This is a genomic window from Uruburuella testudinis, from assembly GCF_022870865.1.
In the GTDB taxonomy this organism is placed as follows: Bacteria; Pseudomonadota; Gammaproteobacteria; order Burkholderiales; family Neisseriaceae; genus Neisseria; species Neisseria testudinis.
In genome coordinates this window covers 1,691,641-1,716,836 of the sequence record NZ_CP091508.1, presented here as the reverse complement: position 1 = coordinate 1,716,836, position 25,196 = coordinate 1,691,641, and the positions used below count along the sequence as shown (strand labels likewise).

Below are 25,196 nucleotides of genomic sequence, written 5' to 3'. Positions count from 1 at the left end.
CATTAACAGGCAACAGAGAGGCCGTCTGAAACCTTTCAGACGGCCTTTGCTTTGCGGCGGCATGTTTAAATCGATGCAGACGGCCGCAGCCGCAGCTGTGCCGCTATCATGCTGCCGACTGCAAACACGGCGATAATCAGCGCCATCGTCTGCGGTGTGCCGTCGGCAAAGGCGGCCAGAAGCAGTGAGGAAACGATGCCGCTGCCGTATTGGAGCGAACCGATTAAAGCCGAGGCGGCGCCGGCAATATGCGGCACACCGTTTAATGCGGCAGCGGTGGCGCAGGCGGCGATAATGCCGTTGGTAGCGAAAAAAACAAACACAGGCAGCACGATGCCGTAAATGCCGCCGAAGCCGCTGTAAGCGCAAAGCGCCGTGATAAAACCGGCCAAAGCCGCCACAGTCGTGGCAACGCGCAGCAGCTGATCGAGGCTGAAACGGTTGACCAAGCGGCGGTTTATCACGCTCAGCGCCATCACACCGAGAATATTCAAGGCAAACAGCCAGCCGTAGTGTTGCGCATCAATGCCGAAATAATCAATATAAACAAAAGGCGAGCCGACGATAAATGCATAAGCGGCGGTATAAAACAGCGCCACGCAGGCCACATAACGCATAAATATTTTATTCGCCAACAATTCGCCGTAGTGGCTGAAAGCATGCCATAAAGGTTCACGGCGGCGTTTGGCGGCGGGATGGGTTTCCGGCAACTTCAGCAGCGCCGGCAGCATGGCCGCGCCGATGAGCGCCAGCAGCCAGAAAATCGCATGCCATGATGTTAAGCGGATGATTTGCCCGCCGAGCAGCGGCCCGATAATCGGCGCGGCAGCCATCACCACCGTTAGCGTAGAGAGCATTTGCGCAGCTTGAGCCTGCCCATATAAATCGCGAATCACCGCCCGCGCCAACATTGGTGCAGTGCAGGCGCCCACGGCTTGAAACACCCGCCAAAACACAATTTCGCCGATAGAGTCGGATAATGCGCAGCCCACCGAGCCTGCCGCAAACAGCACCATGCCGGCAAACAACGGCTTTTTACGCCCGATACGGTCGCTCACCGGCCCCCAAAATAATTGGGCAACGGCAAAGCCGATGAGAAAGCCCGTTACCGTCAATTCTGCATTGCCGTGCAAATCCGCCGACATCTGCGGCATGGCGGGCAGGTAAATATCGGTAGACAGCGAGGTAAAGGCCATCAGCGCGCCTAAAATCAGAATCAGAGAAAGCGTGTCGGGTGCGGCAGTTGTTTTCATATAAATTATTCATCAAAAATATATCGGTGATTTTACCTTTAAAATCTTTTGGTATTAATCTATTTAGGCGATATATACTTATGAAGATAATTCATTAATAAAGAAACATCAGGCCGTCTGAAAGCACCATTTGGTTTTTCAGACGGCCTGATACGGTTTGATATTCATGCAAACAGCCGGTCGGCGGGCGGAAGGTCGCATAAACATCAGGCGGCAGATCAATCAAGAGGGCGGGTTTCGCTGATCATAAAATGGGAAACCCGTTTGGCAATCAGCCATTTGCCGTCTTTTTTCAGATAGGTGTCCTGATAGCGTACGCTGTGTTCGTGCAACACTTGTCTGCCCGCCTGTTCTCCCACCAATTTGACCGCACAATAAGTGATGCCTTCGGCGCTGTTTTTGCCGGTAAAGCGGACGGTGAGTTGGCCGTTCAAGTGATAAACAGTGTGGAAGGCCGACAAAAACCGGCGGAAGGCATTGCCGATTTCGGTGCGGCCGTGCAAGTCGGACGACAGCCGCCCGCCGGTGTAAGTGGTGACTTGAGCGTTTTCGGTAAACAGCGGCATCTGTTCGTCTACCCGTTTTTCATCAGCCAGATTGGAAAACGTATCGACCAAATCTTGAATGGCCTGACGTTCGATCAGTTGTTCGGCTGTTTCTGCGTGTGCAAAAGCCAGCTGCGGTGCGGTTTCGGCTGCGGCGGGCATGGCGGTGGATGCCAGAGACAGCGCTATCAGAACAGGTTTGAACAATATTTTCATCGTGCTTCCTTAAATCAATAGCATTCAATCAAATCAGCCAAAGGGGCGAATCAAACGGCGATTGCTGCATAAAATGGGTTTCGCTGTACTTATTTTGAACCTGTATACCGGTATCAGGCCGTCTGAAATCAAATTGCAGGAATATGATTTGATTAGTAAACTTTTCAGACGGCCTCAACTATTGGTTTTCCGTTTCAAGCCGTCTGATTATCCGCAGATGGATTTATTGCGGTTTCAGCTCGCCGTAGTGATACGATGCCGTGGCGCCGCCGTCGATGAGGATGTCGCTGCCGCTGATGTAGCCGCCTTCGGGGCCGAACAACAGCGCAGCCAGCGCACCGATTTCATCGGGCGTGCCACCGCGGCCTACGGGGGATTTTGCCAGCATATTGCGGTAAAAGGCGCCGCGCTCGGGGCTGTTCAATTCATCGTAAGCCAGCGGGGTAAACACGATGCCGGCGCTGATGCAGTTGATGCGTGCGCCGCGCCTGCCCCAGCGTACGGCTTCGTATTGCACGCGTAAGGCATTGCCGCGTTTGGCGATTTGGTAGGCGCGCAGGCTGTTGTCGATTTGCTGCACAAACGGCAGCGAACACAAATCTTCGGCGGGCAGGGTAGCCAAGGCATCGGCTTGCGCTTGGGTAAGCTCGTCTACTGCCAGGCGGTGGCCGGATTGCGAACCGATGACCACGCCCGAGCCGCCGGCGGCAATCACTTTGCCGAATTCGTCGAACACCACGGCGGTGCCGTATAAATCGACCTTAAGAATATCTTGCGGTGCGGCTTGCGAGGGAGACAGCCCGGCGGTGTGGATCACGCCGGTGATGTCGCCCAGCGCGGCGGCGCGTTCGGCCAAAGCCTGCACGGAAGCGCGCCCGGCCACATCCACCGTGGCGGTGCTCGCTTCAAAACCGGCTTCGCGCAGGATTTTGGCGGCACTTTCGGCATGCTCGGGCTGGATGTCGGCCAGTAAAATATGTTTGCCTGTGCTCACGCGGCGGGCGATGGCTTGGGCGATGGCGCCCGAACCGATAACAACAGTGACTTGTTTCATGGGATAACCTTCTTTCTTTATGACAACCCGCCGCCTGTACGGTTATGTCGGCAGCATCGGTTTGATAGTGTGATTGATTATTTTTGCAACTGCTTCAACCAGTTGCTGATTTGTTGCCCGGCATCGGCGGCTTTGCGGCCTTGTATGACCAACAAAATACCGTCGCGCTCCCGGCCGCCTTGCATGCTCAGGCCGTCTGAAACGGTGCAGCCCCGGCACAGGCGTTTGACATCTGCAAAGCTGCTGCCTGCGCCGTAACCGGCATGAGTGGCGAAGGGGTGCACGGTTTTGCCGCGTAAATCAGTTTGTGCGAGCCAGCTTTTAACCGGCGGCGGCAGCTGCATATCCCACACGGGAAAGCCGAGGTAAACGGTTTGATAGTGCGCGGGCTGATGCGGCAGCGGTTTGAGCGGCGGCAGATAGCCGTGCTCGTTTTCACGCGCAACCTGCGCCACGGCCGCGCGGTAGTTTTGCGGGTAGGGCGTTTGTGTTTCCAACACGGCCAAATCGGCGCCGGTCTGCTGTTGGATGATGCGGGCGAGGGCGGCGGTGTTTTGGGTGCGGCTGAGGTAGACAACCAAAGGCTTGTGGTTTTCAGACGGCCTCGGCGGTTGGGCGCTGCTGAATGGCGGCGCAGACAGCATGATGCCTGCAAATAATAATGGGTATAAACGTTTCATGATGTTGCCTGCTTTCAGACGGCCTTGTTTTCATGCCTATTTACCAAAATAACCTGACGGCGCGTATTGTTTTCGGTTCGCCGCCTTGCTTGCTTTTTTGAATGAGTATCAGACGGCCTCATGGTGCATCCATCGCCAATCGGAAGCCGACGCTGATGCCGCGGTAATCAATCGGATAAGGTTTGCGGAAGGCCACGCGCCAACTGGTGGCGGTGCGGTGCCAGCTGCCGCCGCGAACGGTTTTATCGCTGCCGGAAGCGGCGCCTTGCGGATCGGTTTGTGCGGCGGCGGTGTAGGGCGTGAACCAGTCGTTCACCCATTCCCAAGCATTGCCGTGCATGTCATACAGGCCCCAGGCGTTGGGCAGCTTTTGGCCGACCGGATGGGAGCCGCCGCCGGTAAAGTTTTCGCCAAACCAGGCATAGCGCCCCAAATCGGCTTCATTGTTGCCGAAAGAATACGCGCTTTGCGTGCCTGCGCGGGCGGCGTATTCCCATTCGGCTTCGGTAGGCAGACGGTAGCGGGTGGTTTGCTCCAAGGCATTGAGTTTGGCGATAAATTCTTGCGCATCCTGCCATGAAACGGTGGCCGGGTGGTTGGGCCTGGTAATTCGTGCGGCCATGCCGGGCAGGCTGTAATAGGGGTTGGAGCGGCTGCGGGCAAACGGGCCTTCTCCCATCACCCGCTCCCAGTCGGCTTGGGTAACTTCATACTGCCCGATGTAAAACGGTTGGCTGAGGGTAACGCGGTGTTGTGGTTTTTCAACATCAAAAGCTGCCGAATCGGCTGCTGCCGAGCCCATCAGAAAGCTGCCGGCCGGCACCGCCACAAATTTCATGCCGATGCTGTTGGTGTATACCGAGGCGGGTGCGGCGGCTGTCTGCGGCGGTGTTTCAGACGGCATCGGAGCGGCAGGCGTGATGTTTTCGGCTTGCGAACAGGCAGAAAGCAGCGCCAACAGGCCGCCTGAAAAAAGAAGGGGCAGTTTCATGTTTTCTTCCTTGTCTGATGATAGGGCGATTGCTAAACCGTTAAATCCGAGCGGCGGAGCTTGTCGGAGCCTTGTAAAGCTGTTGTGCAGCATTTGTTTGTCAATTGTTTTACAGAGGCCGTCTGAAGCCGTTTTCAGACGGCCTCAAACTTTATACGCCTAAAATCCGGCGCATTTCCGCTTCGTTGGTGTGGTTGCGGAATGCAGCCGAGCCGCGTTGAAATTTCACCGCATTGGCCAAACCGCCCACCGAAACGGGCACGCAATGAGTATCGCGCACCAATTGTTCGGCAGTGGCCAGCGCTTGGGCATCATCGCCGGCAATCGGCACGGCCAGCGGGTTGCGGCCGCCGCGTTCAAACGAAGCTTCAATCTGAGTGGCATCAACACAACTGAAAGCGCGCACCAAGCGGGTGTCGGGCAGCAGAATACTGCTCATTACCGCCACATTGCCGCCGGCTTCCTGCTGTACGCGCGGATCGCTGCCGTTGGTGTTGGTGGCATCCAATACGATTTTGCCGCGGATTTCGGGCGCCAAATCTTTGCCCAGCTGATCCATGGCAGTATAAGGTACGGCAAACAGCAACACATCGCCGAATGCCGCCGCTTCTTTGGGGGTGCCGACGCGGGCACGGGCGCCCAAGCCCTGAATATCGCGGCGCACTTTATCCAGATTACGGGCGGAAAACATCACTTCATGCCCGGCTTTCACCCAAATGCGCCCCACTGTGCCGCCCAGCCAGCCGGCACCGATGATGCCGATTTTGAGCGGCCGGCCGGCTGCGGGCGCAGCAGCAGCCGCGTCATGGGTAGCGGCAGCAGCCGCGTTGCGGCCATTGTCGGCAGGGGCGGCATGGCAAGAGGGCAGCACGCCTAAAGCGGCGATACCGGCCAGCATTTTCAAAGTATTACGACGGGTATAAGACATCATGGCCTCCTTTGATAAATCTGTAGCCGTGTTTCAGACGGCCTGTCGGGTTGCTTGATTGCAAAGCCATAGTGGAATGAAGAAAGCAGTGATACAAGGCGCCGCAACACCGCAGCATTTTTATTCATTTCACTATGTTTCATCAATTTCGAATGGTTCATCCTATGATAAAGAAGCTGCCGCCTCTTGATTAGCCGGGTAAATCTGCATTTGGTTATGAGCAGTATTCATGAATGCGGCGGTGTTTCAGACGGCTGCCGGTTTTGCTGCCTGCCCAACCACACGCTCAGCCCCATCCACAACGCACACACCGGCACGGCCAGTAGGGCAATGGCGGGTATGGCCATGCCCAGCGCGCCCAGACCTGCATAGCCCCAGCTGCCCACCTGATCGCCGCTGCGGTAGACCACGGTGTCGATAAAATTTTTGGCTTTATAGCGGTCTTCGCGGGGCAGGCGGGTAAACAGCATTTCGCGGGCAGGGCGGGCAAAGGCAAAATTGCTCACCCGCCGCGCCACTTGCACCGCCACAAATACGCCGATGGAAGGCGCCGCTGCCAACATGGCAAAACCGGCCGTGCTCAGCGCCGGCAGCACGCACAACACAACCACCATCCCTAAGCGGCGCACCATACGGCCGGTGAGGAACAATTGGCACAACAGCGTCAGGCCGTTGACCCATAAATCAATGTGGGCGAAAAACGCCGTGCGGGCGGCACGGTCGCTGAAGTAGGCGCCGGCAATTTCCGCCTGCTGGAAATACAGCAGCGTCGAGGTAATCGAATACAGCAAAATAAATGCCGAAATGGCCAGCAGATAAGGCGAACGGAAGGTGTGCGCTATGCCGGCAAACACACTGCCGCCGATAATTTCTTCTGCCTGCGGTGCGGTGCGGGTATGCTGTTGCAACAGCTTTTTGGCCGCAAAAACCGCCGTTTCCAGCAAAACAGCCGCCAGCAGCAGCAACCCCACCGGCCCTAAAGGCGCAATCAGATTGGCGGTTAAAGCCGAGCCGGCCAAACCGCCCAGCGTGGCACCGGCGGCGAGCAAACCAAACAGGCGTTTGCTTTGCTCGCTGTCGAACACATCCACCATCAGCGACCAAAACACCGATACCACAAACAGGTTGAATACCGACAACCAGATAAAAAACACCCGTCCGGCCCATTGCTGCTGCACATCATCCGTTAGCGCCAACGCCGCTGCAAACAGCAACAGATTCAGCGTGAAAAAACGATAAGCCACGGTCACGAATTTGCGGCGCGGCCAGCGTTTGACCAACATCGAAAACAAAGGGTTTGCCGCCAGCATGGCCAGCAGGGTGCCGGTAAACAGCCACGGCAGATTGCCGATGCCGCCGGCTACACCCAATTCATCGCGTATCGGGCGCATCACGTAATAAGCCACAAACAGCACAAACACGTAAACAAAAGACCAAGCCAATACACGGCCTTCGCCGGGGCAAAAGCGCATGATGTGGCGCCATCGTTCGGCGGCCGGCAGAGGAGAAGAAAAATTCATGGTTTACCCGGTTTGAAAAATAACCATCATCAGAAAGCACAGCACGGCGGTTTTCAGACGGCCCAAGGTGTCCTGATGTGTCGTTTATGAGGGGATTTTTGTTCCTGAAAATGCAGATGCCAGGCAAAAAACGCAGCAAGATTGGACATCTTGCGAGGCTTTTTAACGCAGCAGATGTGCTTTTAGCGCAAAAAAGATGATGATATATGACAAATCAGGACACCCTAAGCCATATTTCAGCATTTTGCCAAGCCCAAGCTTTCACCGATATGGTGTTCGGGCTGTCTGACCAGTTTGCCGATAAAGTGAGCCAAGCTGCGGCGGGAAATGCTGCTGCCTCGGAATGCCTCGCCTTTTTGTGTGAGCGCATAATCAATTTCGCTGCCGTTGGTAAACCATGCTGGGCGCAGAATGGTGTAATCCAGGCCGGAAGCTTCGATAATGGCGGCAGAGCGGCGGTAGGGCTTGAGTATGGCGCCGTGGTCTTCGCCGGTTTCGCCATAAATGCCCATCGAGCTGACCCAAATCAGGCGGCGCACACCGGTGTCGGCCATCGCCGTGGCCACATTGCGTGCCATCGCTTCAAGCACACCCGCCAAACCGGCATAAACGATATCCTGCCCGCGCATGGCATTTGTTAACGCGTGCATATCCAGCACATCGCCTTCTATGATGCGTATGCGCGGGTGGTTTTCAAAAGCCCGGACACGGTTGCGGCGGCGCACAAACAGCGTCAGCAAAAGATTTTCATCGGCCGATAATTCGGGAATCACTTGTGCGGCCAAGCTGCCGCCGGCACCTAAAATCAAAATATTGGTCATGGCATTGCATCCCATTCGATAAACATCAGCATGCATCATAAAACAAGCGGATTATTCTTGATTAGTGGGTAAAAGATGTATACTGACATGAATTGAAATCATGAATCGGCAAAGGCAGGCATCATGGCAGAAAATTTAAACGATCTGCGCACCTTTATCGCTGTGGCGCAAACCGGCAGTTTTACCAAAGCCGCTGCGCAAACCGGCGTATCGCAATCGGCAGTGAGCCACAGCATGCGGGCATTGGAAAGCCGCTTGGGAGTGAAATTGTTCCACCGCACCACACGCAGCATTTCCACTACCGAAGCGGGTGAGCGGCTGTATCGCCATTTGCTGCCCTTGTTTGAAAACATCGATCAAGAAATCAGCAATGTGTTGAATGAACAGGAAAATCTTCGCGGCAGCCTGCGGGTAAACGGCAGCATACATGTTTTTGAATCGGTGTTGTGGGCGAAATTTGAACACTTTTTGCAGGTTTACCCCGATGTGTCGCTGGAATTAGTGGCAGAAAACCGCTTTATCGATATCGTGGCCGAGCGTTTCGATGCCGGCATCCGCTTGGGCGACGATGTAGCCAAAGACATGATTGCCGTGCGCCTGTCGCCCGATATGCAGATGTGTGTGGCTGCCGCCCCCGCTTATCTGGCGCAATACGGCACACCGCAAACCCCGGCCGACTTAAGCGCCCACCAATGCCTGGCAATGCGTCTGCCCACCCACGGCGGCCTGTTAGCGTGGGAATTTACCAATCCCGACGACGGCAAAACCGTCAAAATCCGCCCACAAGGCCGTTTTACCGCCAACAGTGGTTTTTTGCTGCAAAATGCCGCCGCAGCCGGACACGGCTTGATGTGGACACCGCGCGATTCGATTACGGAAAAGCTGTCTTCAGGCCGTCTGAAAACCGTATTGGACGATTGGGCGATTACCTATCCCGGCTATTACCTTTACTACCCCAACCGGCGCTCAGGCTCGCCTTTGTTGCAGGCATTGGTTGAAGTGTTGCGCGAATAGCCGAAACACACTTGCCGGGGCTTTCTGAAGTTGCCGGCAATATTGAGGTTGAAGGCGGTACACGCATATGGAGCTGGTTGACTTGGTGCTTCAGCGCCTTAGGCTGTCCGGACAATTCGATTTACGGGTGTATTTTTGCCCCTGAAAACGCATCTGCTGCGTTAAAAAGCCTCGCAAGATGTTCAATCTTGCTGCGTTTTTTGCCTGGCATCTGCATTTTCAGGAACAAAAATCCCCTCATAAACAAATTGTCCGGACACCCTAGCGAAACCGGCCTTCTTCGAACGCAGGCAAGCCAATAAAGTTAGGCTGTTTTTGTGAATGGGTATTAAAAGGCCGTCTGAAAGTGTTTTTACTTTCAGACGGCCTTTTAATAGGGTGTTTCCGATGTCTGTTGAGCATTTCATAACCATGAGAAAATACAAAATGCAGTAAGATCCGGTATTTTGCGGAATAGGGTATCCTGATGTGTCGGTTTACAGGGGCAAAATACACCCATAAATCGACACATCAGGACGCCCTAAGGGGAAAATACACCGTAAATCAAGTAGTCAGGAAAGTTGGTGATCAATCCGTCTGCATGCCGGGCATCGGCAACCGATAAAAAACAGCCCGATTTGATTAAATCGGGCTGTTTTATATTTGGTGCCGGCACCAAGAGTCGAACTCGGGACCTTCTGATTACAAGTCAGCTGCTCTACCAACTGAGCTATACCGGCGAAGAAGTGCGCATTATGCCCGTCTTGGCGGCGGTTGGCAAGTTTTTTTGCTGTATCGGCATGCTTTTTTTAGAAAGGTATTGTTTTATTTTTGATTATTTCTTTACAGGCCGTCTGAAAACTGAACTGTACCCCAAAAGTTGGACACCCCCACCAACCCATGAAAGGTACAGTTTTCTTATGTCCAAATACAGCCTACACTTCAAACATCAGGCCGTGATGCGTTATTATGCACTCAGAAGCCAACAACGCACCGCAGACGAGCTTCAAATATCCCGAACCCACTTACGCCGATGGATTGCCGCCTACGAGCGGGCAGGCATCCACGCGCTGGAGCACCCCCAAAGCACCATGTCCAAACAACGCAAAAACCCCTTTATTACCGACAAGCCCGATGCCGAAAAAACACAGGCAGAGCTATTAGAAGAAGTCGCCTACCTCAGAGCGGAGAACGCCTATCTAAAAAAGCTCGATGCGCTGATGAAGCGCGCAAACCCAACCGAGAAAAAGCCCGCATCATCGAAGCATTAAAAACAGAACACCCGCTAAAATATCTTTGCGAATCTGCCGAACTGTCACACAGCAGCTTCTACTTCAGCAGAAAAAGCAACCAAAAGCCCGACAAAGATCAGGCAGATATGGAAGCAGTATACGCCGTTTACCAGCAGCACAAAGGCTGTTACGGACAAAGGCGCATTGCCACCGCACTGTCATGGAACACCAAGAAAGCAGCGCGGCTGATGAAAAAAATGAATTTGAAAGCCATCGTCAGAGCCAAGCGAAAATACCACCCGCCGGCGATGGGCGAAACATCCGAGAATCTGTTGAAGCGCAACTTTAGCGCCAACACACCCGACGAGAAATGGCTGACCGATGTCACCGAATTCAAATGCGACGGTCAAAAGCTGTATCTGTCGCCGATACTCGATTTGTATAACCGCGAAATCCGCAGCTATCACCTGTCGCGCCGCCCGAACAGCGAAATGGTAACGACCATGCTGTCACAGGCAGTGGCGCAACTGGGCGCACGCAAACCGATGCTGCACTCCGACCAGGGCGTATTGTATCGCTGCCATGCGTATCGCGAGCAATTGGCAGAGGCAGGCATTACCCAAAGCATGTCGCGTAAAGGCAATTGTTGGGATAATGCGCCGATGGAGAGTTTTTTCGCAATATTGAAGACGGAATGTTTCTACAACCGGACTTTTGCTTCGATAGAGGAATTGGAGGCGGAAATACATGACTATATCCGCTACTACAACTATGAGCGATTGAGTTTGAATTTGAAAAAACTGAGCCCTGTGGCATACAGAACTCAGTTTGCAACCGCCGCTTGAAGCGTGATTGATTCAGCAGTTTGAAAATGTCCAAGATTTGGGGGGCAGTTCAAACATCATAAGGCCGTCGATACCCATTCACAAAAATAACCTAACTTTATTGGCTTGCCTGCGTTCAAAGAAGGCCGGTTTCGCTAAGGCGCTGAAGCACCAAGTTAACCAGCTCCATATGTGTGCACTGTCAACCCGCCGCCTGTTTAGCTGACTTTTATGAATGGGGATGAAAACAATCTGCAATCACAGTCTAAAATAAAAAAACGCACATTTGAGATATGCGTTGAGCGTTACGAATTCGGCTCAGCGGCCTGATACCGGCATGGAAGCGGTTGTCGGGGCAGAGGGCTTGCTGTGGGCGTTAAACGCACGTTTGGCGGCTTGGAAAACGCTTTGTCGTCTGCGGTGTTGCATGGTGTAGCTCCTTGGGGAAAGCTGGGTTGTGGCCTGCGCCGCGTTACTGCATGGCAACGCTTTGACTATGCCGCCAGTATGGCCGTTGTATGTGACACCTTGATGAAACGCCGCAAAAACTGCTTATGGCCACAACCATGCCCACACGCGGCGGCCTTCGCTTTGCAAAATCACATAAGTGCGGCAGGCGGCGGCGGTGGTCATGCTTTCCAAGCCGATGTCTTTGGCGGCCAGGGCAGCGGCCATTTTGGGGTGTAGAAAGATTTGTTTTTCACCGGTGCCGACCAGTATTACTTCTGGCGGCGTGCTGCTTTCTGCGGCGGTCAGCAAGTGTTGCTCGGTCAGCTCTGCGGGGGTGTTGATGCCGGCAGGGCAAACGCTGTCGGACTGCAATATCACGGCCTCGGTGTGAACGGTGCCGCTGATTTCGATACGGCCCGGGGTGTAGCCTTCGAGTGTGAGGGTTTTGGCGTTGTGGCTTTCTTCAATCTGCATGGCGTGTTTCCATAAAATTCAGGTGCAAAATCAGGCGAATTCGGGTAGCATTAAGCCCTTTATTCAGAGCAAGCCCGCGCGCTTATACTAACACACTGTGGCTTAAGGAGACACGATGAAGCCTGTCAATATCGGCATTTTAGGTTTGGGAACCGTCGGCAGCGGTGCCGTCGGAGTTTTACGCAATAATGCGGCGGAAATCAGCCGCCGCTTGGGCCGCGATGTGAATGTGTTTATGGTGTCTACCCGTGATGCCGGAAAGGCCCGCGCCGCTTGTGCCGAATCGACATTGATTACCGATGACCCGTTTGCCGTGGTGCGGCATCCCGAGGTAGACATTGTGGTAGAGCTGTTTGGCGGCACCGAAATTGCCAAAGATTTGGTGCTCGAAGCGATTGAAAACGGCAAGCATGTGGTAACTGCCAATAAAAAGCTGTTGGCCGAATACGGCAATGAGATTTTTTCATTGGCCGAGCAGAAAAACGTGATGGTGCAGTTTGAAGCGGCGGTGGCGGGCGGTATTCCGATTATCAAGGCTTTGCGCGAAGGTTTGGCGGCCAACAATATCCGCTCGATTGCCGGCATCATTAACGGCACCAGCAATTTTATTCTGACCGAAATGCGTGAAAAAGGCAGCGCATTTGCCGATGTGCTGAAACAGGCGCAGGAATTGGGTTATGCCGAGGCCGACCCGACATTTGATATCGAAGGCCACGATGCCGGCCACAAAATCACCATTATGAGCGCGTTGGCTTTCGGTACGCCGGTCAATTTCAACGCCTGCTATCTGGAAGGCATCAGCAAGCTCGACAGCCGCGACATCCGCTATGCCGAAGAATTGGGCTACCGTGTGAAGCTGTTGGGCATCACCCGCAAAAGCGAACAAGGCATCGAATTGCGCGTGCATCCCACCTTGATTCCCGAATGCCGCCTGCTGGCAAATGTTAACGGAGTGATGAATGCCGTGCGCGTAGATGCCGATATGGTCGGCGAAACGCTTTATTATGGTGCCGGGGCGGGCGCATTGCCGACTGCCAGCGCGGTGGTGGCCGATATCATCGATATCAGCCGCCTGATTACTGCCGATTCGGGCAACCGCGTGCCGCATCTGGCATTTCAGGCCGGCGAAGTGAAGGCACAACGCATGTTGGCGATGGACGAAATCACCAGCAGCTATTATCTGCGCGTTGAAGCGGAAGACAAACCCGGCGTGCTCGGCCGGATTGCCAACCTGCTGGCAGACGAAGGGGTATCGATCGAAGCGCTGATTCAAAAAGGCGTGATTAAGCAAACCATCGCCGAAATCGTGATTCTGACCCACAGCACGGTAGAGAAAAACATCAAGGCGGCGATTGCAGCCATTGAAGCGCTTGATTCGGTTGAGCGCCCGGTGGTGATGATCCGCATGGAGAGCCTGCATGCCTGAAGCCGATAAACCCGGGCTCAGCCCCGAGGCCGAGGCGCAGCGGCGCAAAACCAAGGCAAAAATCCGCACCATCCGCATTTGGTTTTGGGTGGTGATGTCGCTGTTTGCCGGTTTTTTCTTTTTGTCGCAATGTGCGCTTTCCAAACCCAAAGCCAAGCAGGCGATTATTGAATCCTGCATCAAAAATGTGCCGTTTTCCGAAAAGTGGCAGGCCGATTTGAAAACGGCCGGGCTGGAAGGGCAATCGGCCGGTGTGATTGATGATTACTGCACCTGCATGTGGGATGAACCGCTGGAAAAGCTGACTGAAAAGCAGATACAGTCGTTCAGCAAAATCAGCGCCCAAGCGCAGTTGGATTTGCTCGGTGGTGCCGCCCGGTTTGAAGCGCGCGACAAACAATGTATGGCAGCACTTAAAGCACCGTAATCCGCATGAAGCCGTTATCGTGATTAAGGCCGTCTGAAAGCATTTTTATTTCAGACGGCCTTTTGATGATTGTATTGGTTTGATATATCAGGCATATGCCATCCACACATACCAAGCCAACGCCAGCACGGCTGCGGCCAAAAACACCCAGGCGCTGATTTGCACGATTTCATGCAGCGCCCGTTTCTGCCGGCGGTTAAACAGGCGGTGGATAATCAATGCAATCAGTGCAACAAAAAAGAATATTCTTAATATACGGCCTATCATTTTGATTTCCCTAAGGCCGTCTGAAAAAACAACTGCCTCTGCATCAGCGTGTGGCGGCAAGTGCCATGCACAAATCAGCCCCAAGCCGTTATAATAACGGTTTTCCGCACCGTCTGCCTGATTGAAATGACCATCCATACCGCCGAAGAGTTTGTGATTCCGCAAAAAATCCCATTTGAAGTGCCGCTGGTGCTGCAAAACGGGCAAGTGTTGCCGCGCTTTGATTTGATGGTTGAAACTTACGGCACACTCAATGCCGACAAAAGCAATGCCGTTTTAATCTGCCACGCGCTTTCGGGCAACCATCATGTGGCCGGCCGCCATACGCATGAAGACAAATATCCCGGTTGGTGGAACAACATGGTCGGTGCGGGCAAACCGATTGATACGGAAAAGTTTTTTGTGGTCGGCTTAAACAATCTCGGCGGTTGTCACGGCAGCACCGGGCCTTTGTCGGCCAATCCCGCTTCCGGCGAAAATTATGGTGCAGATTTTCCGATGGTTACGGTAAAAGACTGGGTGCATTCGCAAGCCATGCTGGCCGATTATTTCGGCATTGCGCAATGGGCGGCAGTGGCGGGCGGCAGCCTTGGCGGCATGCAGGCTTTGCAATGGGCCATCGATTTGCCGGAGCGGGTGCGCCATGCTTTGGTTATTGCTTCCTCGCCCAAGCTTTCCACGCAAAATATCGCCTTTAACGATGTCGCCCGCCAGGCGATTCTAACCGACCCTGATTTTCACGGCGGCCATTATGTCCGTTTCAACACCGTGCCGCGGCGGGGTTTGCGCATCGCCCGCATGATGGGGCACATTACTTATCTTGCTGAAGAAGGGCTGGGTAAAAAATTCGGTCGGGCATTGCGCGGCGAGGGTTATCAATACGGCTACGGCATTGAATTTGAAGTGGAATCTTATCTGCGTTATCAGGGAGATAAATTTTCCGAACGTTTTGATGCCAACACTTATCTGCTGATGACCAAGGCGCTGGATTATTTCGACCCCGCCGCCGAATACGGCCACAACCTTCAGACGGCCTTAAGCCGCACACAGGCCAAATTTTTTGTGGCCAGTTTCAGCAGCGATTGGCGCTTCGCCCCCGAGCGTTCGCATGAATTGGTGAAAGCGCTGGTGGCGGCACACAAGCCGGTGCAGTATATCGAAGTAGAATCCAACCACGGCCACGATGCTTTTTTAATGGAAGACGAGCCGTATACCCGCGCCGTTCGTGCTTATATGAATAATGTTTACAAGGAATTGCAGGCATGAAATTGCGCGACGACTTACAACTGATTTACGACTGGATTCCCGCCGGCAGCCGGGTGCTGGATTTGGGCTGCGGCGACGGCGAACTTTTATCGGCCTTAGTGGCGCACAAACAATGCAGCGGCTACGGGGTGGAAATCGACACCGACAGCGTGGTGGCCGCCATCAGCTGCGGCGTCAATGTGATTCAGGCCGATTTGGAGCAGGGTTTGCAGGCGTTTGACGACAACAGCTTTGATGTGATCGTGTTGAGTCAAACCATACAGGCCATGCAAAACACCGAAACCATTTTGCAAGACCTGACCCGCGTGGCCAAACAGGCGATTGTGTCGTTCCCCAATTTCGGCTATTGGCGCAACCGTTTGCAAATTGCATTTTCCGGCCACATGCCCGTGTCGGAGCGCATGCCTTACCAATGGTATAACACGCCTAATATCCATTGGTGCACCTTGCAAGACTTCGACCGTTTGTGCGCTAAAAACCACATCAACATACTCGAGCGCACCGTGATGACCGGCAGCAAGCGGATTAACCTCATGCCGAATTTATTGGGCAGCTTGGCGTTTTACCGGGTGGGTTGAACAGCTGGGGTGTTCTGATTATTCAGAATGATTCAGATTTTTTGTGATAAAAGTACAGATGCCGGGCAAAAACGCAGCAGATGCGTTTTCAGGGGCAAAATACACCCATAAATCGAATTGTCCGGACACCCTAGATAACAGGCCGTCTGAAAGCATAGAGTTTCAGACGGCCTTTCACCAAACAACACGCAGGAGTTTTTCTGATGAACAGCAAAATCATCATCAGCGGCCACAGCAGCGGCTTGGGTCGAGCCTTGACTGCTTATTATCTGGCGCAAGGCCGCGCAGTGTTGGGTTTGTCGCGGCGGCCGACAGATTTGAGGCCGTCTGAAATACTGCAACAACATCTTATTGATTTAAGCGACAGCCAAGCGTTGATAAAATGGCTTTCAGACGGCATGATGCGGCACTTTATGTCCGATGCCGATGAAATCGTGTTGATTAACAATGCCGGCACGGTTGCACCCAATGCGGTAGCGGGGCAGCAAGATGCCGACGCCCTCTGCCAAGCCGTGTCGTTGAACATTACCGCACCGCTGTTGCTGAGCAACCATGCCGTCGCCGCGAAACCTGCCGCCGCTATGTTGAAAATCGCACACATCAGCAGCGGCGCCGGACGCACCGCTTATCCGGGTTGGAGCGTGTATGGCGCAACCAAAGCCGCGCTCGACCATCATGCGCGCTGCATCGCCGCCGAAGGGCATCGGCATGTGCAGATTGCCAGCATCGCGCCGGGGGTTGTCGACACCCCGATGCAGGCAGAAATCCGCATGGCTGATGCCGGTGTTTTTCCGATGGTGCAGCGTTTTCAAGATTTGAAAACAGCGGGCGGTTTGAGCAGCGCCGAAGATACGGCAACCGTGCTTGCCGCCATGATTGCCCAGCCGCAATTCGGCAGTCAGAGGCTGGCCGATGTGCGCGATTGATTGGCTTTATGAAATCATTGTTTAGTGATAAAGAAAAATACCGCCTCAACCGAAAGGCCGTCTGAAACAAGCGATAAAGATATCAGGATTCATGATGAGCAACGACTTCCAATCAACTTTAAAAAACTTAGGCAAGCAGGCGAAAGCGGCGGCGCAAGCGCGTGCTGAGGCTGAAGATGCCAAGCGCAAACAGAACGCCGGACAAGTGGATTTTGCCAAAGAAATGGCCGATGTCATACCTTTGAAAAACACCAACCGTTATACTCCGCCAAGAGACTCATCGCCCATCAAACCCCGTGCAAAAGAAGCCGCCGCATCAGATGCGGATGATTATTTTTATGTGGGCGACGGCGGTTGGGGCGAACCGCCGGCCACGTTCAGCAAAAACGGGCAGGGGCAAAACGACATCCGCCGCCTGCAAAGCGGCCATTGGCCGGTGGTGGCCGATGTGGATTTGCACGGCTACACGCAGGAGCAGGCGCAGCAAGTGCTCAATGAGTTTATCTTATTTGTGGCCCGCCGCGGCGTGTGCGGCGAAATTGTGCACGGCAGCGGTTTGGGTTCGGCAGGCTACAAGCCGGTGTTGAAAAATACCGTGCGCCGCTGGCTGATGGCGCATCCTGATGTATTGGCTTACGCCGAGCTGCATCAAGGCAATGACGGTGCGGTTAGGATTCTGATTAAGCGCAACAATCGCTGACCGTACAGTCGGTTGCTGCCGTTGCAGGTTTTACGCGTTTTAACGGTTATTCCGATTATTTGAAAATCGGTTGTATCGCTGTAAAGCAGTTCGTTTCCGGTTAATTTTCGTTCTTAAAAGAAAATAAAACCGGCATTTTTTTCTGATTGATGTTCGAAAGAGAATGTAAATAGGCAGCGGCACAAAATTCAACTGCATTTTTAAAAATTTCGACATCATTTACCCGTTTGCCAGCTTGCTTATTTACTGATAGGATTTCAAAGGAAAATTGCATATAACGCCATCATTCCGCCGTGTTAATGTGTGAAATGAAATTAAATGATTGAATTTTATATGTTTATGCCTGCTTAAAGCTCAGCCGGCAGCTGCGATGTTCGTTAATGTGCAAATTAGGTTCGAAAACGAAAGCGAGTAGGGCTTGTTCAAGCCCTGTTTCATAACACTCAACAGAAGGGATAATTATGTCCACCCAAATTAATGACGTTGATCCGATTGAAACCCAGGAATGGTTGGATGCGTTAAGCTCTGTGCTGGAAACTGAAGGCACCGAACGTGCGCATTTTCTGCTGGAAAACCTGGTGAAATACACCCGCCGCCGCGGTGTTTACCTGCCTTTTGATGCCACTACCGCTTATCTGAACACCATTCCGGTCGGCAAAGAGCAAAAGTCGCCGGGCAATCAGGAATTGGAACACCGTATCCGCTCGATTATCCGCTGGAATGCCGCCGCCATGGTATTGCGTGCCGGTAAAAAAGATTTGGAGCTGGGTGGCCATATCGCTTCTTTCCAATCTGCCGCCACGTTATACGATGTTGGTTTCAACCACTTTTGGCGCACCAAAGGCGAAGGCGAAGAAGGTGATTTGGTCTTTATTCAAGGCCACTCTGCGCCCGGCATTTATGCCCGCGCGTTTGTTGAAGGCCGTCTGAACGAAAAACAGCTCGACAATTTCCGTCAGGAAGTAGAAGGCGAAGGCTTGTCTTCCTACCCGCACCCGCACCTGATGCCTGATTTCTGGCAGTTCCCCACCGTATCGATGGGCTTGGGCCCGTTGATGGCGATTTATCAGGCACGCTTCCTAAAATATTTGGAATCACGCGGCCTGACCAAAACCAAAGGCCGTAAAGTATGGGTATTCTGCGGTGACGGCGAGATGGATGAGCCGGAAAGCCAAGGCGCGATTTCGCTGGCTGCCCGCGAAGGCCTCGACAACCTGATTTTTGTGATTAACTGCAACCTGCAACGCCTCGACGGCCCGGTGCGCGGCAACGGTAAAATCATTCAAGAGCTGGAAGGCAACTTCCGCGGTGCCGGCTGGAATGTCTTGAAAGTGATTTGGGGCAGCCGCTGGGATGCACTTTTGGCCGCCGATACCAACAATGCACTGAAACAGCGCATGAACGAATGTTTGGACGGCGACTACCAAACCTACAAATCTAAAGACGGCGCTTATGTTCGCGAGCATTTCTTCAACACGCCCGAGCTGAAAGCCATGGTTGCCAATATGTCCGACGATGAAATCTGGGCATTGAACCGCGGCGGCCACGACCCACACAAAGTTTATGCCGCTTATTATGAAGCCGTAAACAACAACCACGGCCGTCCGACCGTGATTTTGGCCAAAACCATTAAAGGTTACGGCATGGGTGCTTCCGGCGAAGGCCAAAACGTGGCGCACCAAGCCAAAAAAATGGATAAGGAATCACTGAAAAAATTCCGCACCCGTTTCAGCATTCCGGTAACCGACGAGCAAATCGACAGCGGCGATCTGCCTTACTACCGCTTCCCGGAAGACAGCGAAGAGATGAAATATCTGCGCGAGCGCCGCAATTCGCTGGGCGGCTACTTGCCGCAACGTAACCCGAATAAAGAAGCGCTGCCGATTCCGGCGTTGGAAACTTTCGATGCCCAGCTGCAATCCAGCGGCGACCGCGAATTCTCCACCACCATGGCGTTTGTGCGCATTTTGAGCACCTTGCTGAAAGACAAGCAGATCGGCAAGCGCATTGTGCCCATCGTGCCTGATGAAAGCCGCACTTTCGGCATGGAAGGCATGTTCCGCCAATACGGCATCTGGAACCCTAAAGGCCAGCAATATACCCCGCAGGATAAAGACCAGCTGATGTTCTATAAAGAATCGGTTGACGGACAGATTCTGCAAGAAGGTATTAACGAGCCGGGCGCAATGGCCGATTGGATTGCCGCCGCCACCAGTTATGCCAACAGCAATTTCGCCATGATTCCGTTTTACATTTACTACTCAATGTTCGGCTTCCAACGCGTAGGCGATTTGGCTTGGGCTGCCGGCGATATGCATGCCCGCGGCTTTTTGCTCGGCGGCACCGCAGGCCGTACCACGCTCAACGGCGAAGGTTTGCAACACGAAGACGGCCACAGCCAGATTCAGGCCGATTTGATTCCGAACTGCATTTCTTACGACCCGACCTTCTCTTACGAAGTGGCCGTGATTGTGCAAGACGGTTTGCGCCGTATGTATGTGGAACACGAAGATGTGTACTACTACCTGACGTTGATGAACGAAAACTACACCCATCCGGCACTGCCGCAACGTGCGGGTATTGAAGAAGAAATCATCAAAGGCATGTATCTCTTCAAAGAAGGCGGTAAAGGCGATAAGAAAGTGCAGCTGATGGGCTCGGGCGTGATTTTGAACGAAATCATCAAAGGCGCCGAGCTGCTGAAAAACGACTTTGGTGTTGAAGCAGATATTTGGTCTGTGCCTTCGTTCAACCTGTTGCACCGTGATGCCATCGAGGCCGAGCGCTACAACCGTCTGCACCCGCTGGAAGACAAAAAACTGCCGTTTGTGACCCAGCAACTGCAAGGCCGCGAAGGCCCGGTGATTGCCTCTACCGACTATATCCGCAGCTTTGCCGACCGCATCCGCGCCTATATTCCCAACGATTACCATGTGTTGGGCACCGACGGCTTCGGCCGCAGCGATTCACGCGCCAACCTGCGCGACTTCTTTGAAGTCGACAGCCGCCATGTTGCCGTTGCCGCTTTGAGCGCGTTGGCCGAACAAGGCAAGGTAGGCAAAGAAGTGGTGCAACAAGCGATTGAAAAATACGGTATCAAAACCGATACCGCACCGAGCTGGAAGCGCTGAGAAAGCGTTCAGACGGCCTTTGAACGGTCAGGCCGTCTGAATCCTGTCTGCAAAGTTTAATCGTTTCGTTTTAACAAAACCAACCAGCCTGCAACACCCGTTGTGTTGCGGCTGTTAAAGGAAAGCACGATGAGCCAAATCGTAGAAATCAAAGTACCCGATATCGGCGGCCACGATAATGTAGACGTGATTGCCGTTGAAGTGAAAGCAGGCGACACCATCGCCATCGACGACACCCTGATTACCTTGGAAACCGACAAAGCCACGATGGATGTGCCTGCTGATGCGGCAGGCGTGGTAAAAGCCGTCAACATCAAAGTGGGCGACAAAGTATCGGAAGGCAGCGTAATTCTGACTGTTGAAGCCGAAGGTGCAGCCGCAGAAGCCGCACCCGTACAAGAAACGCCGAAACAAGAATCTGCGCCCGCAACCGAGCCGGCGCCGGCACAAGCGGCCGCACCTGCCGCCGCCGGTGCAACTGTTAAAGTAGAAGTGCCCGATATCGGCGGCCACGACAATGTAGACGTGATTGCGGTTGAAGTCAAAGTGGGCGACACCGTTGCCGAAGACGATACCCTGATCACTTTGGAAACCGACAAAGCCACGATGGACGTGCCGAGTACCGCTGCCGGTGTGGTCAAAGCCGTTTACATCAAAGTGGGCGACAAAGTGTCGCAAGGCACGGCGATTATCGAAGTGGAAGCCGAAGGTGCAGCCGCTGCTCCGGCTGCGGCACCTGCTGCCGAAGCCCCGAAAGCAGCACCTGCGGCACCCGCCGCCGCACCGGCACCTGCTGCATCCGCGCCTAAAGCCGCATTCGGCAACACCCCGGTGAATGAAGCCGCATTTGCCAAAGCCCATGCCGGCCCCTCTGCACGCAAACTGGCACGTGAACTGGGCGTGGATTTGGGCTTGGTAACAGGCAGCGGTTTGAAAGGCCGCATCATGGGCGACGACATTAAAGCCTTTGTGAAAGCCGCCATGCAGGGCGGTGCAGGCAAAGGCGCGCCGGCGGCCGCTACCGGTGCTTCTTTGGGCGGCGGCTTGGATTTACTGCCGTGGCCGAAAATCGATTTCAGCAAATTCGGCGAAATCGAAACCAAAGAGTTGTCGCGCATCAAGAAAATTTCCGGCCAAAATCTGTCGCGCAACTGGGTAGTGATTCCGCACGTTACCGTTAACGAAGATGCCGACATGACCGAGCTGGAAAATTTCCGCAAACAGCTCAACAAAGAATGGGAGCGTGAAGGCGTGAAGCTCTCGCCGCTGGCTTTCATCATCAAAGCTTCAGTAACCGCGCTGAAAGCATTTCCCGAATTCAATTCTTCACTTGACGGCGACAACCTGATTCTGAAGAAATACTACAACATCGGTTTTGCCGCCGATACCCCCAACGGCCTGGTCGTGCCGGTGATTAAAGACGCCGACAAAAAAGGTCTCAAAGAAATCAGCATCGAATTGGGCGAATTGTCGAAAAAAGCCCGCGAAGGCAAGCTCAAACCGCAGGAAATGCAAGGCGCATGCTTTACCATTTCCAGCTTGGGCGGCATCGGCGGCACCGGTTTCACCCCGATTGTCAACGCACCCGAAGTGGCTATTTTGGGCGTGTGCAAATCGCAGATGAAACCGGTATGGAACGGCTCTGCATTCGAACCGCGCCTGATGTGCCCGCTGAGCCTGTCTTTCGACCACCGCGTGATTGACGGTGCTGCCGGTATGCGTTTTACCGTGTATCTGGCCAATCTGCTGAAAGACTTCCGCCGCGTAGTATTGTAAAGCTGTTTCAGACGGCCTCGATAGAGTTTGAGGCCGTCTGAAAGAAATATTGGAAAAAAGCAGCATCAGGCTGCTTTACGAAAGGTGAAACATGAGCTTGATCGAACTGAAAGTGCCCGATATCGGCGGCCACGAAAATGTGGACATTATTGCCGTGGAAATCAAAGCGGGCGACACAGTAGCCGTTGAAGACACGCTGATTACTTTGGAAACCGACAAAGCCACCATGGATGTGCCCGCCGAGGCTGCCGGTGTGGTGAAAGAAGTAAAGGTTAAAGTAGGCGATAAAATTTCAGAAGGCGGCATCATTGCCGTTATCGAAGCGGCAGCCGACGGCGTTAAAGCCGAAGAACAACCGGCAGCGGCGCCGGCTGCCGAAGCAGAGGCAGCCAAAGCGGAATCTACACCCGCGCCGCAGGCGGCCTCATTCAGCGGTTCTGCCGATGTCGAATACGATGTGGTGGTGTTGGGCGGCGGCCCCGGCGGCTATTCTGCTGCCTTTGCCGCAGCCGATGAAGGACTGAAAGTGGCGATTATCGAGCGCTACAATACTTTGGGCGGTGTGTGTTTGAACGTGGGCTGTATTCCTTCAAAAGCGCTGCTGCACAATGCGGCAGTGATTGATGAAGTGCGCCACCTGGCCGCCAACGGCATCAAATATCCTGAGCCTGAGTTAGATATCGACATGCTGCGCGGCTACAAAGAAAAAGTCATCAGCAAACTCACCGGTGGTTTGGCCGGCATGGCCAAAGCGCGCAAAGTAGACGTGATTCAGGGCAACGGCTTGTTTGTCGGCCCCAATCACATCGAAGTGGCGCTGACCGACAGTGCGCAATACGAGCAAGCCGTCGAAACCGGCGAAAAGAAAACCGTTGCGTTTAAAAACTGCATTATCGCCGCGGGCAGCCGCGTGATGAATTTGCCGTTTATCCCTGAAGATCCGCGCATCATCGATTCCAGCGGCGCGTTGGAGCTGAAAGAAGTGCCGGGTAAAATGCTGATTATCGGCGGCGGTATCATCGGCTTGGAAATGGGTACGGTTTACAGCACACTGGGCACCCGCCTGGATGTGGTGGAAATGATGGACGGCCTGATGCAGGGCGCCGACCGTGATTTGGTCAAAGTGTGGCAGAAGCTGAATGAATACCGCTTCGACAACATTATGGTCAACACCAAAACCGTAGCCGTAGATGCCAAAGAAGACGGTATTTATGTGACTTTTGAAGGTGAAAATGCACCGAAAGAGCCGCTGCGTTACGATGCCGTTTTAGTGGCCGCAGGCCGCGCGCCCAACGGCAAGCTGATTGATGCCGAAAAAGCCGGTGTGGCGGTAACTGACCGCGGCTTTATCGAGGTAGACAAGCAGATGCGCACCAATGTGCCGCATATTTACGCCATCGGCGATATTGTCGGCCAACCGATGCTGGCGCACAAAGCCGTACACGAAGGCCATGTGGCCGCTGAAAACTGTGCCGGCCACAAAGCTTATTTCGATGCCCGCGTGATTCCGGGTGTGGCCTACACCGCGCCGGAAGTGGCTTGGGTGGGCGTTACCGAAACCACCGCCAAAGCAGAAGGTGTGAAAATCACCAAAGCCAACTTCCCATGGGCCGCTTCCGGCCGCGCTATTGCCAACGGCTGCGACCAAGGCTTTACCAAGCTGATTTTTGATGCCGAAAGCGGCCGGATTATCGGCGGTGGGATTGTCGGCCCTAATGGCGGCGATATGATCGGCGAAATCTGTCTGGCGATTGAAATGGGTTGTGATGCCACCGATATCGGCAAAACCATCCACCCGCATCCGACGTTAGGCGAAACCATCGGTTTGGCCGCAGAGGTGGCTTTAGGCACTTGCACCGACTTACCGCCTCAACGCAAGAAAAAATAAGCGTTTTTGCCGGTATGGCTTGAAAGAGCGGCCGATGAAGCAGTTATCGGCGCTTTCATCACCAAGCAGCGGCATGGTTATACCCATTCACAAAAATAACCTAACGGCGTTTGTTAGCTTACTTTTGTGAATGGGTATGATTCCATCGGCAGCAGTAACAAGCTGTTAAGCCAATAGATAACGGTTATGCTTCGGTTATCGTAAAAGGCCGTCTGAAAAATACCTTCAAGCATCAAAAGCCTTGCCGGTATTTTTCAGACGGCTGCTTGATTATTTGTGCGTGATGAAATGATGATTTTTTGGATAAATAGGGCGGATGGCAGGCAGGAGCAGCCAATGCTTGCACTGCAAGCAGAAAGCGTTTATAATTTCCCGTTTTGCAACCTTGCCTTTTGCTTTTCGCATGGCAAAAGGCTGTTTTTTAAACCGTAAGGAGATAACATGCGTCATTATGAGATCGTGTTTATCGTTCACCCTGATCAAAGCGAGCAAGTGCCCGCAATGGTTGAACGCTACAAAACCATGATTACCGAAGCCAACGGTACCATCCACCGTTTGGAAGACTGGGGCCGCCGCCAACTGGCTTACCCGATCAATAAAATCCACAAAGCACATTATGTTTTGATGAACATCGAAGCAACGCCGGAAGTGGTTGAAGAAATCGAAACCGCTTTCCGCTTCAACGATGCGGTATTGCGCCACCTGACCATCAAAACCAAACATGCCGTTACCGAAGCTTCTCCGATGATGAAAGACGAGAAATCGAAAAGCCTGCTGAGCAACAGCGGCGCGGCTGAAGAAGCTAAAGAAGAAACTGCCGAAGCTTAAAG

General features: G+C 53.6%; 24 protein-coding genes and 1 tRNA gene. 13 read left to right on the top strand and 12 right to left on the bottom strand.

The window, feature by feature from the left end; translation table 11 throughout:
• Positions 1-65 precede the first annotated feature (65 nt).
• From LVJ83_RS07870 to LVJ83_RS07835, 9 genes are all read right to left on the bottom strand, one after another.
• Entirely contained in the window at positions 66-1,253 is a 1,188-nt protein-coding gene (locus tag LVJ83_RS07870; protein WP_244783973.1) for a multidrug effflux MFS transporter, read from the bottom strand.
• 94 nt (positions 1,254-1,347) lie between these two features.
• Positions 1,348-1,479, bottom strand: coding sequence for a hypothetical protein (locus LVJ83_RS13585; protein ID WP_280515209.1), 132 nt, complete (start codon positions 1,477-1,479; stop codon positions 1,348-1,350).
• A complete protein-coding gene (locus tag LVJ83_RS07865) occupies positions 1,472-2,014 on the bottom strand; it encodes a nuclear transport factor 2 family protein (protein ID WP_244783972.1) in 543 nt (180 codons plus the stop codon). The genes LVJ83_RS13585 and LVJ83_RS07865 overlap by 8 nt, the downstream gene beginning before the upstream one ends.
• 223 nt (positions 2,015-2,237) lie before the next feature.
• A complete protein-coding gene (locus LVJ83_RS07860; RefSeq protein ID WP_244783971.1) occupies positions 2,238-3,068 on the bottom strand; it encodes an SDR family oxidoreductase in 831 nt (276 codons plus the stop codon).
• A gap of 77 nt (positions 3,069-3,145) precedes the next feature.
• Positions 3,146-3,748 (bottom strand): flavodoxin family protein, encoded by a 603-nt coding sequence (locus LVJ83_RS07855; protein WP_244783970.1) that lies wholly within the window; start codon positions 3,746-3,748, stop codon positions 3,146-3,148.
• 118 nt (positions 3,749-3,866) lie between these two features.
• Entirely contained in the window at positions 3,867-4,739 is an 873-nt protein-coding gene (locus tag LVJ83_RS07850; protein WP_244783969.1) for a formylglycine-generating enzyme family protein, read from the bottom strand.
• 151 nt (positions 4,740-4,890) lie between these two features.
• A complete protein-coding gene (locus LVJ83_RS07845) occupies positions 4,891-5,670 on the bottom strand; it encodes an NADPH-dependent F420 reductase (RefSeq protein ID WP_244783968.1) in 780 nt (259 codons plus the stop codon).
• A 224-nt stretch (positions 5,671-5,894) separates the two neighbouring features.
• Positions 5,895-7,187, bottom strand: a complete 1,293-nt coding sequence (locus tag LVJ83_RS07840) for an NTP/NDP exchange transporter (RefSeq protein ID WP_244783967.1) — start codon at positions 7,185-7,187, stop codon at positions 5,895-5,897.
• Positions 7,188-7,423: 236 nt separating this feature from the next.
• Positions 7,424-8,008: an NAD(P)H-binding protein gene (locus LVJ83_RS07835; protein ID WP_244783966.1), complete on the bottom strand. Its 585-nt coding sequence runs from the start codon at positions 8,006-8,008 to the stop codon at positions 7,424-7,426.
• 123 nt (positions 8,009-8,131) lie between these two features.
• On the opposite strand from LVJ83_RS07835, the gene LVJ83_RS07830 reads away from it, so the two are divergent.
• Positions 8,132-9,022, top strand: coding sequence for a LysR family transcriptional regulator (locus LVJ83_RS07830; RefSeq protein ID WP_244783965.1), 891 nt, complete (start codon positions 8,132-8,134; stop codon positions 9,020-9,022).
• Between the two features lie 643 nt (positions 9,023-9,665).
• Here LVJ83_RS07830 and LVJ83_RS07825 read toward each other — a convergent pair.
• Positions 9,666-9,741, bottom strand: a tRNA-Thr gene (locus LVJ83_RS07825).
• 180 nt (positions 9,742-9,921) lie between these two features.
• Here LVJ83_RS07825 and LVJ83_RS07820 point away from each other — a divergent pair.
• Both LVJ83_RS07820 and LVJ83_RS07815 read left to right on the top strand, forming a co-directional pair.
• Entirely contained in the window at positions 9,922-10,272 is a 351-nt protein-coding gene (locus tag LVJ83_RS07820; RefSeq protein WP_244783964.1) for a helix-turn-helix domain-containing protein, read from the top strand.
• On the top strand, positions 10,161-11,078 hold the full coding sequence (locus LVJ83_RS07815; protein ID WP_244787704.1) for an IS3 family transposase: 918 nt from the start codon (positions 10,161-10,163) through the stop codon (positions 11,076-11,078). Before LVJ83_RS07820 ends, LVJ83_RS07815 begins: the two co-directional genes overlap by 112 nt.
• Positions 11,079-11,609: 531 nt before the next feature.
• Here LVJ83_RS07815 and LVJ83_RS07810 read toward each other — a convergent pair.
• Complete coding sequence (locus tag LVJ83_RS07810) at positions 11,610-11,981, bottom strand: Mth938-like domain-containing protein (protein WP_244783963.1); 372 nt, start codon at positions 11,979-11,981, stop codon at positions 11,610-11,612.
• A 115-nt stretch (positions 11,982-12,096) separates the two neighbouring features.
• On the opposite strand from LVJ83_RS07810, the gene LVJ83_RS07805 reads away from it, so the two are divergent.
• Together LVJ83_RS07805 and LVJ83_RS07800 are read left to right on the top strand one after the other, a co-directional pair.
• A complete protein-coding gene (locus tag LVJ83_RS07805) occupies positions 12,097-13,407 on the top strand; it encodes a homoserine dehydrogenase (protein ID WP_244783962.1) in 1,311 nt (436 codons plus the stop codon).
• The gene (locus LVJ83_RS07800; protein ID WP_244783961.1) at positions 13,400-13,834 is read left to right on the top strand and encodes a hypothetical protein; all 435 of its coding nucleotides are present in this window, start codon (positions 13,400-13,402) and stop codon (positions 13,832-13,834) included. The genes LVJ83_RS07805 and LVJ83_RS07800 overlap by 8 nt, the downstream gene beginning before the upstream one ends.
• 87 nt (positions 13,835-13,921) lie before the next feature.
• Here LVJ83_RS07800 and LVJ83_RS07795 read toward each other — a convergent pair whose 3' ends face one another.
• Positions 13,922-14,101 carry a protein MIGRI gene (locus LVJ83_RS07795; protein WP_244783960.1) on the bottom strand — a complete coding sequence of 60 codons (180 nt, stop codon included), beginning with the start codon at positions 14,099-14,101 and terminating at the stop codon, positions 13,922-13,924.
• 126 nt (positions 14,102-14,227) lie between these two features.
• On the opposite strand from LVJ83_RS07795, the gene metX reads away from it, so the two are divergent.
• From metX to rpsF, 8 genes are all read left to right on the top strand, one after another.
• On the top strand, positions 14,228-15,367 hold the full coding sequence (metX, locus tag LVJ83_RS07790; protein ID WP_244783959.1) for a homoserine O-succinyltransferase MetX: 1,140 nt from the start codon (positions 14,228-14,230) through the stop codon (positions 15,365-15,367).
• A complete protein-coding gene (gene metW / locus LVJ83_RS07785) occupies positions 15,364-15,945 on the top strand; it encodes a methionine biosynthesis protein MetW (protein ID WP_244783958.1) in 582 nt (193 codons plus the stop codon). Before metX ends, metW begins: the two co-directional genes overlap by 4 nt.
• Positions 15,946-16,148: 203 nt before the next feature.
• The gene (locus tag LVJ83_RS07780; RefSeq protein ID WP_244783957.1) at positions 16,149-16,871 is read left to right on the top strand and encodes an SDR family NAD(P)-dependent oxidoreductase; all 723 of its coding nucleotides are present in this window, start codon (positions 16,149-16,151) and stop codon (positions 16,869-16,871) included.
• A 94-nt stretch (positions 16,872-16,965) separates the two neighbouring features.
• The gene (locus LVJ83_RS07775) at positions 16,966-17,571 is read left to right on the top strand and encodes a Smr/MutS family protein (RefSeq protein ID WP_244787702.1); all 606 of its coding nucleotides are present in this window, start codon (positions 16,966-16,968) and stop codon (positions 17,569-17,571) included.
• 461 nt (positions 17,572-18,032) lie between these two features.
• Positions 18,033-20,702, top strand: a complete 2,670-nt coding sequence (gene aceE / locus LVJ83_RS07770) for a pyruvate dehydrogenase (acetyl-transferring), homodimeric type (RefSeq protein WP_244783956.1) — start codon at positions 18,033-18,035, stop codon at positions 20,700-20,702.
• A gap of 129 nt (positions 20,703-20,831) precedes the next feature.
• The gene (gene aceF, locus LVJ83_RS07765) at positions 20,832-22,478 is read left to right on the top strand and encodes a dihydrolipoyllysine-residue acetyltransferase (RefSeq protein WP_244783955.1); all 1,647 of its coding nucleotides are present in this window, start codon (positions 20,832-20,834) and stop codon (positions 22,476-22,478) included.
• A 91-nt stretch (positions 22,479-22,569) separates the two neighbouring features.
• Positions 22,570-24,366, top strand: coding sequence for a dihydrolipoyl dehydrogenase (gene lpdA, locus LVJ83_RS07760; RefSeq protein WP_244783954.1), 1,797 nt, complete (start codon positions 22,570-22,572; stop codon positions 24,364-24,366).
• 441 nt (positions 24,367-24,807) lie between these two features.
• Positions 24,808-25,194, top strand: coding sequence for a 30S ribosomal protein S6 (gene rpsF / locus LVJ83_RS07755; RefSeq protein WP_244783953.1), 387 nt, complete (start codon positions 24,808-24,810; stop codon positions 25,192-25,194).
• Positions 25,195-25,196 lie beyond the last annotated feature (2 nt).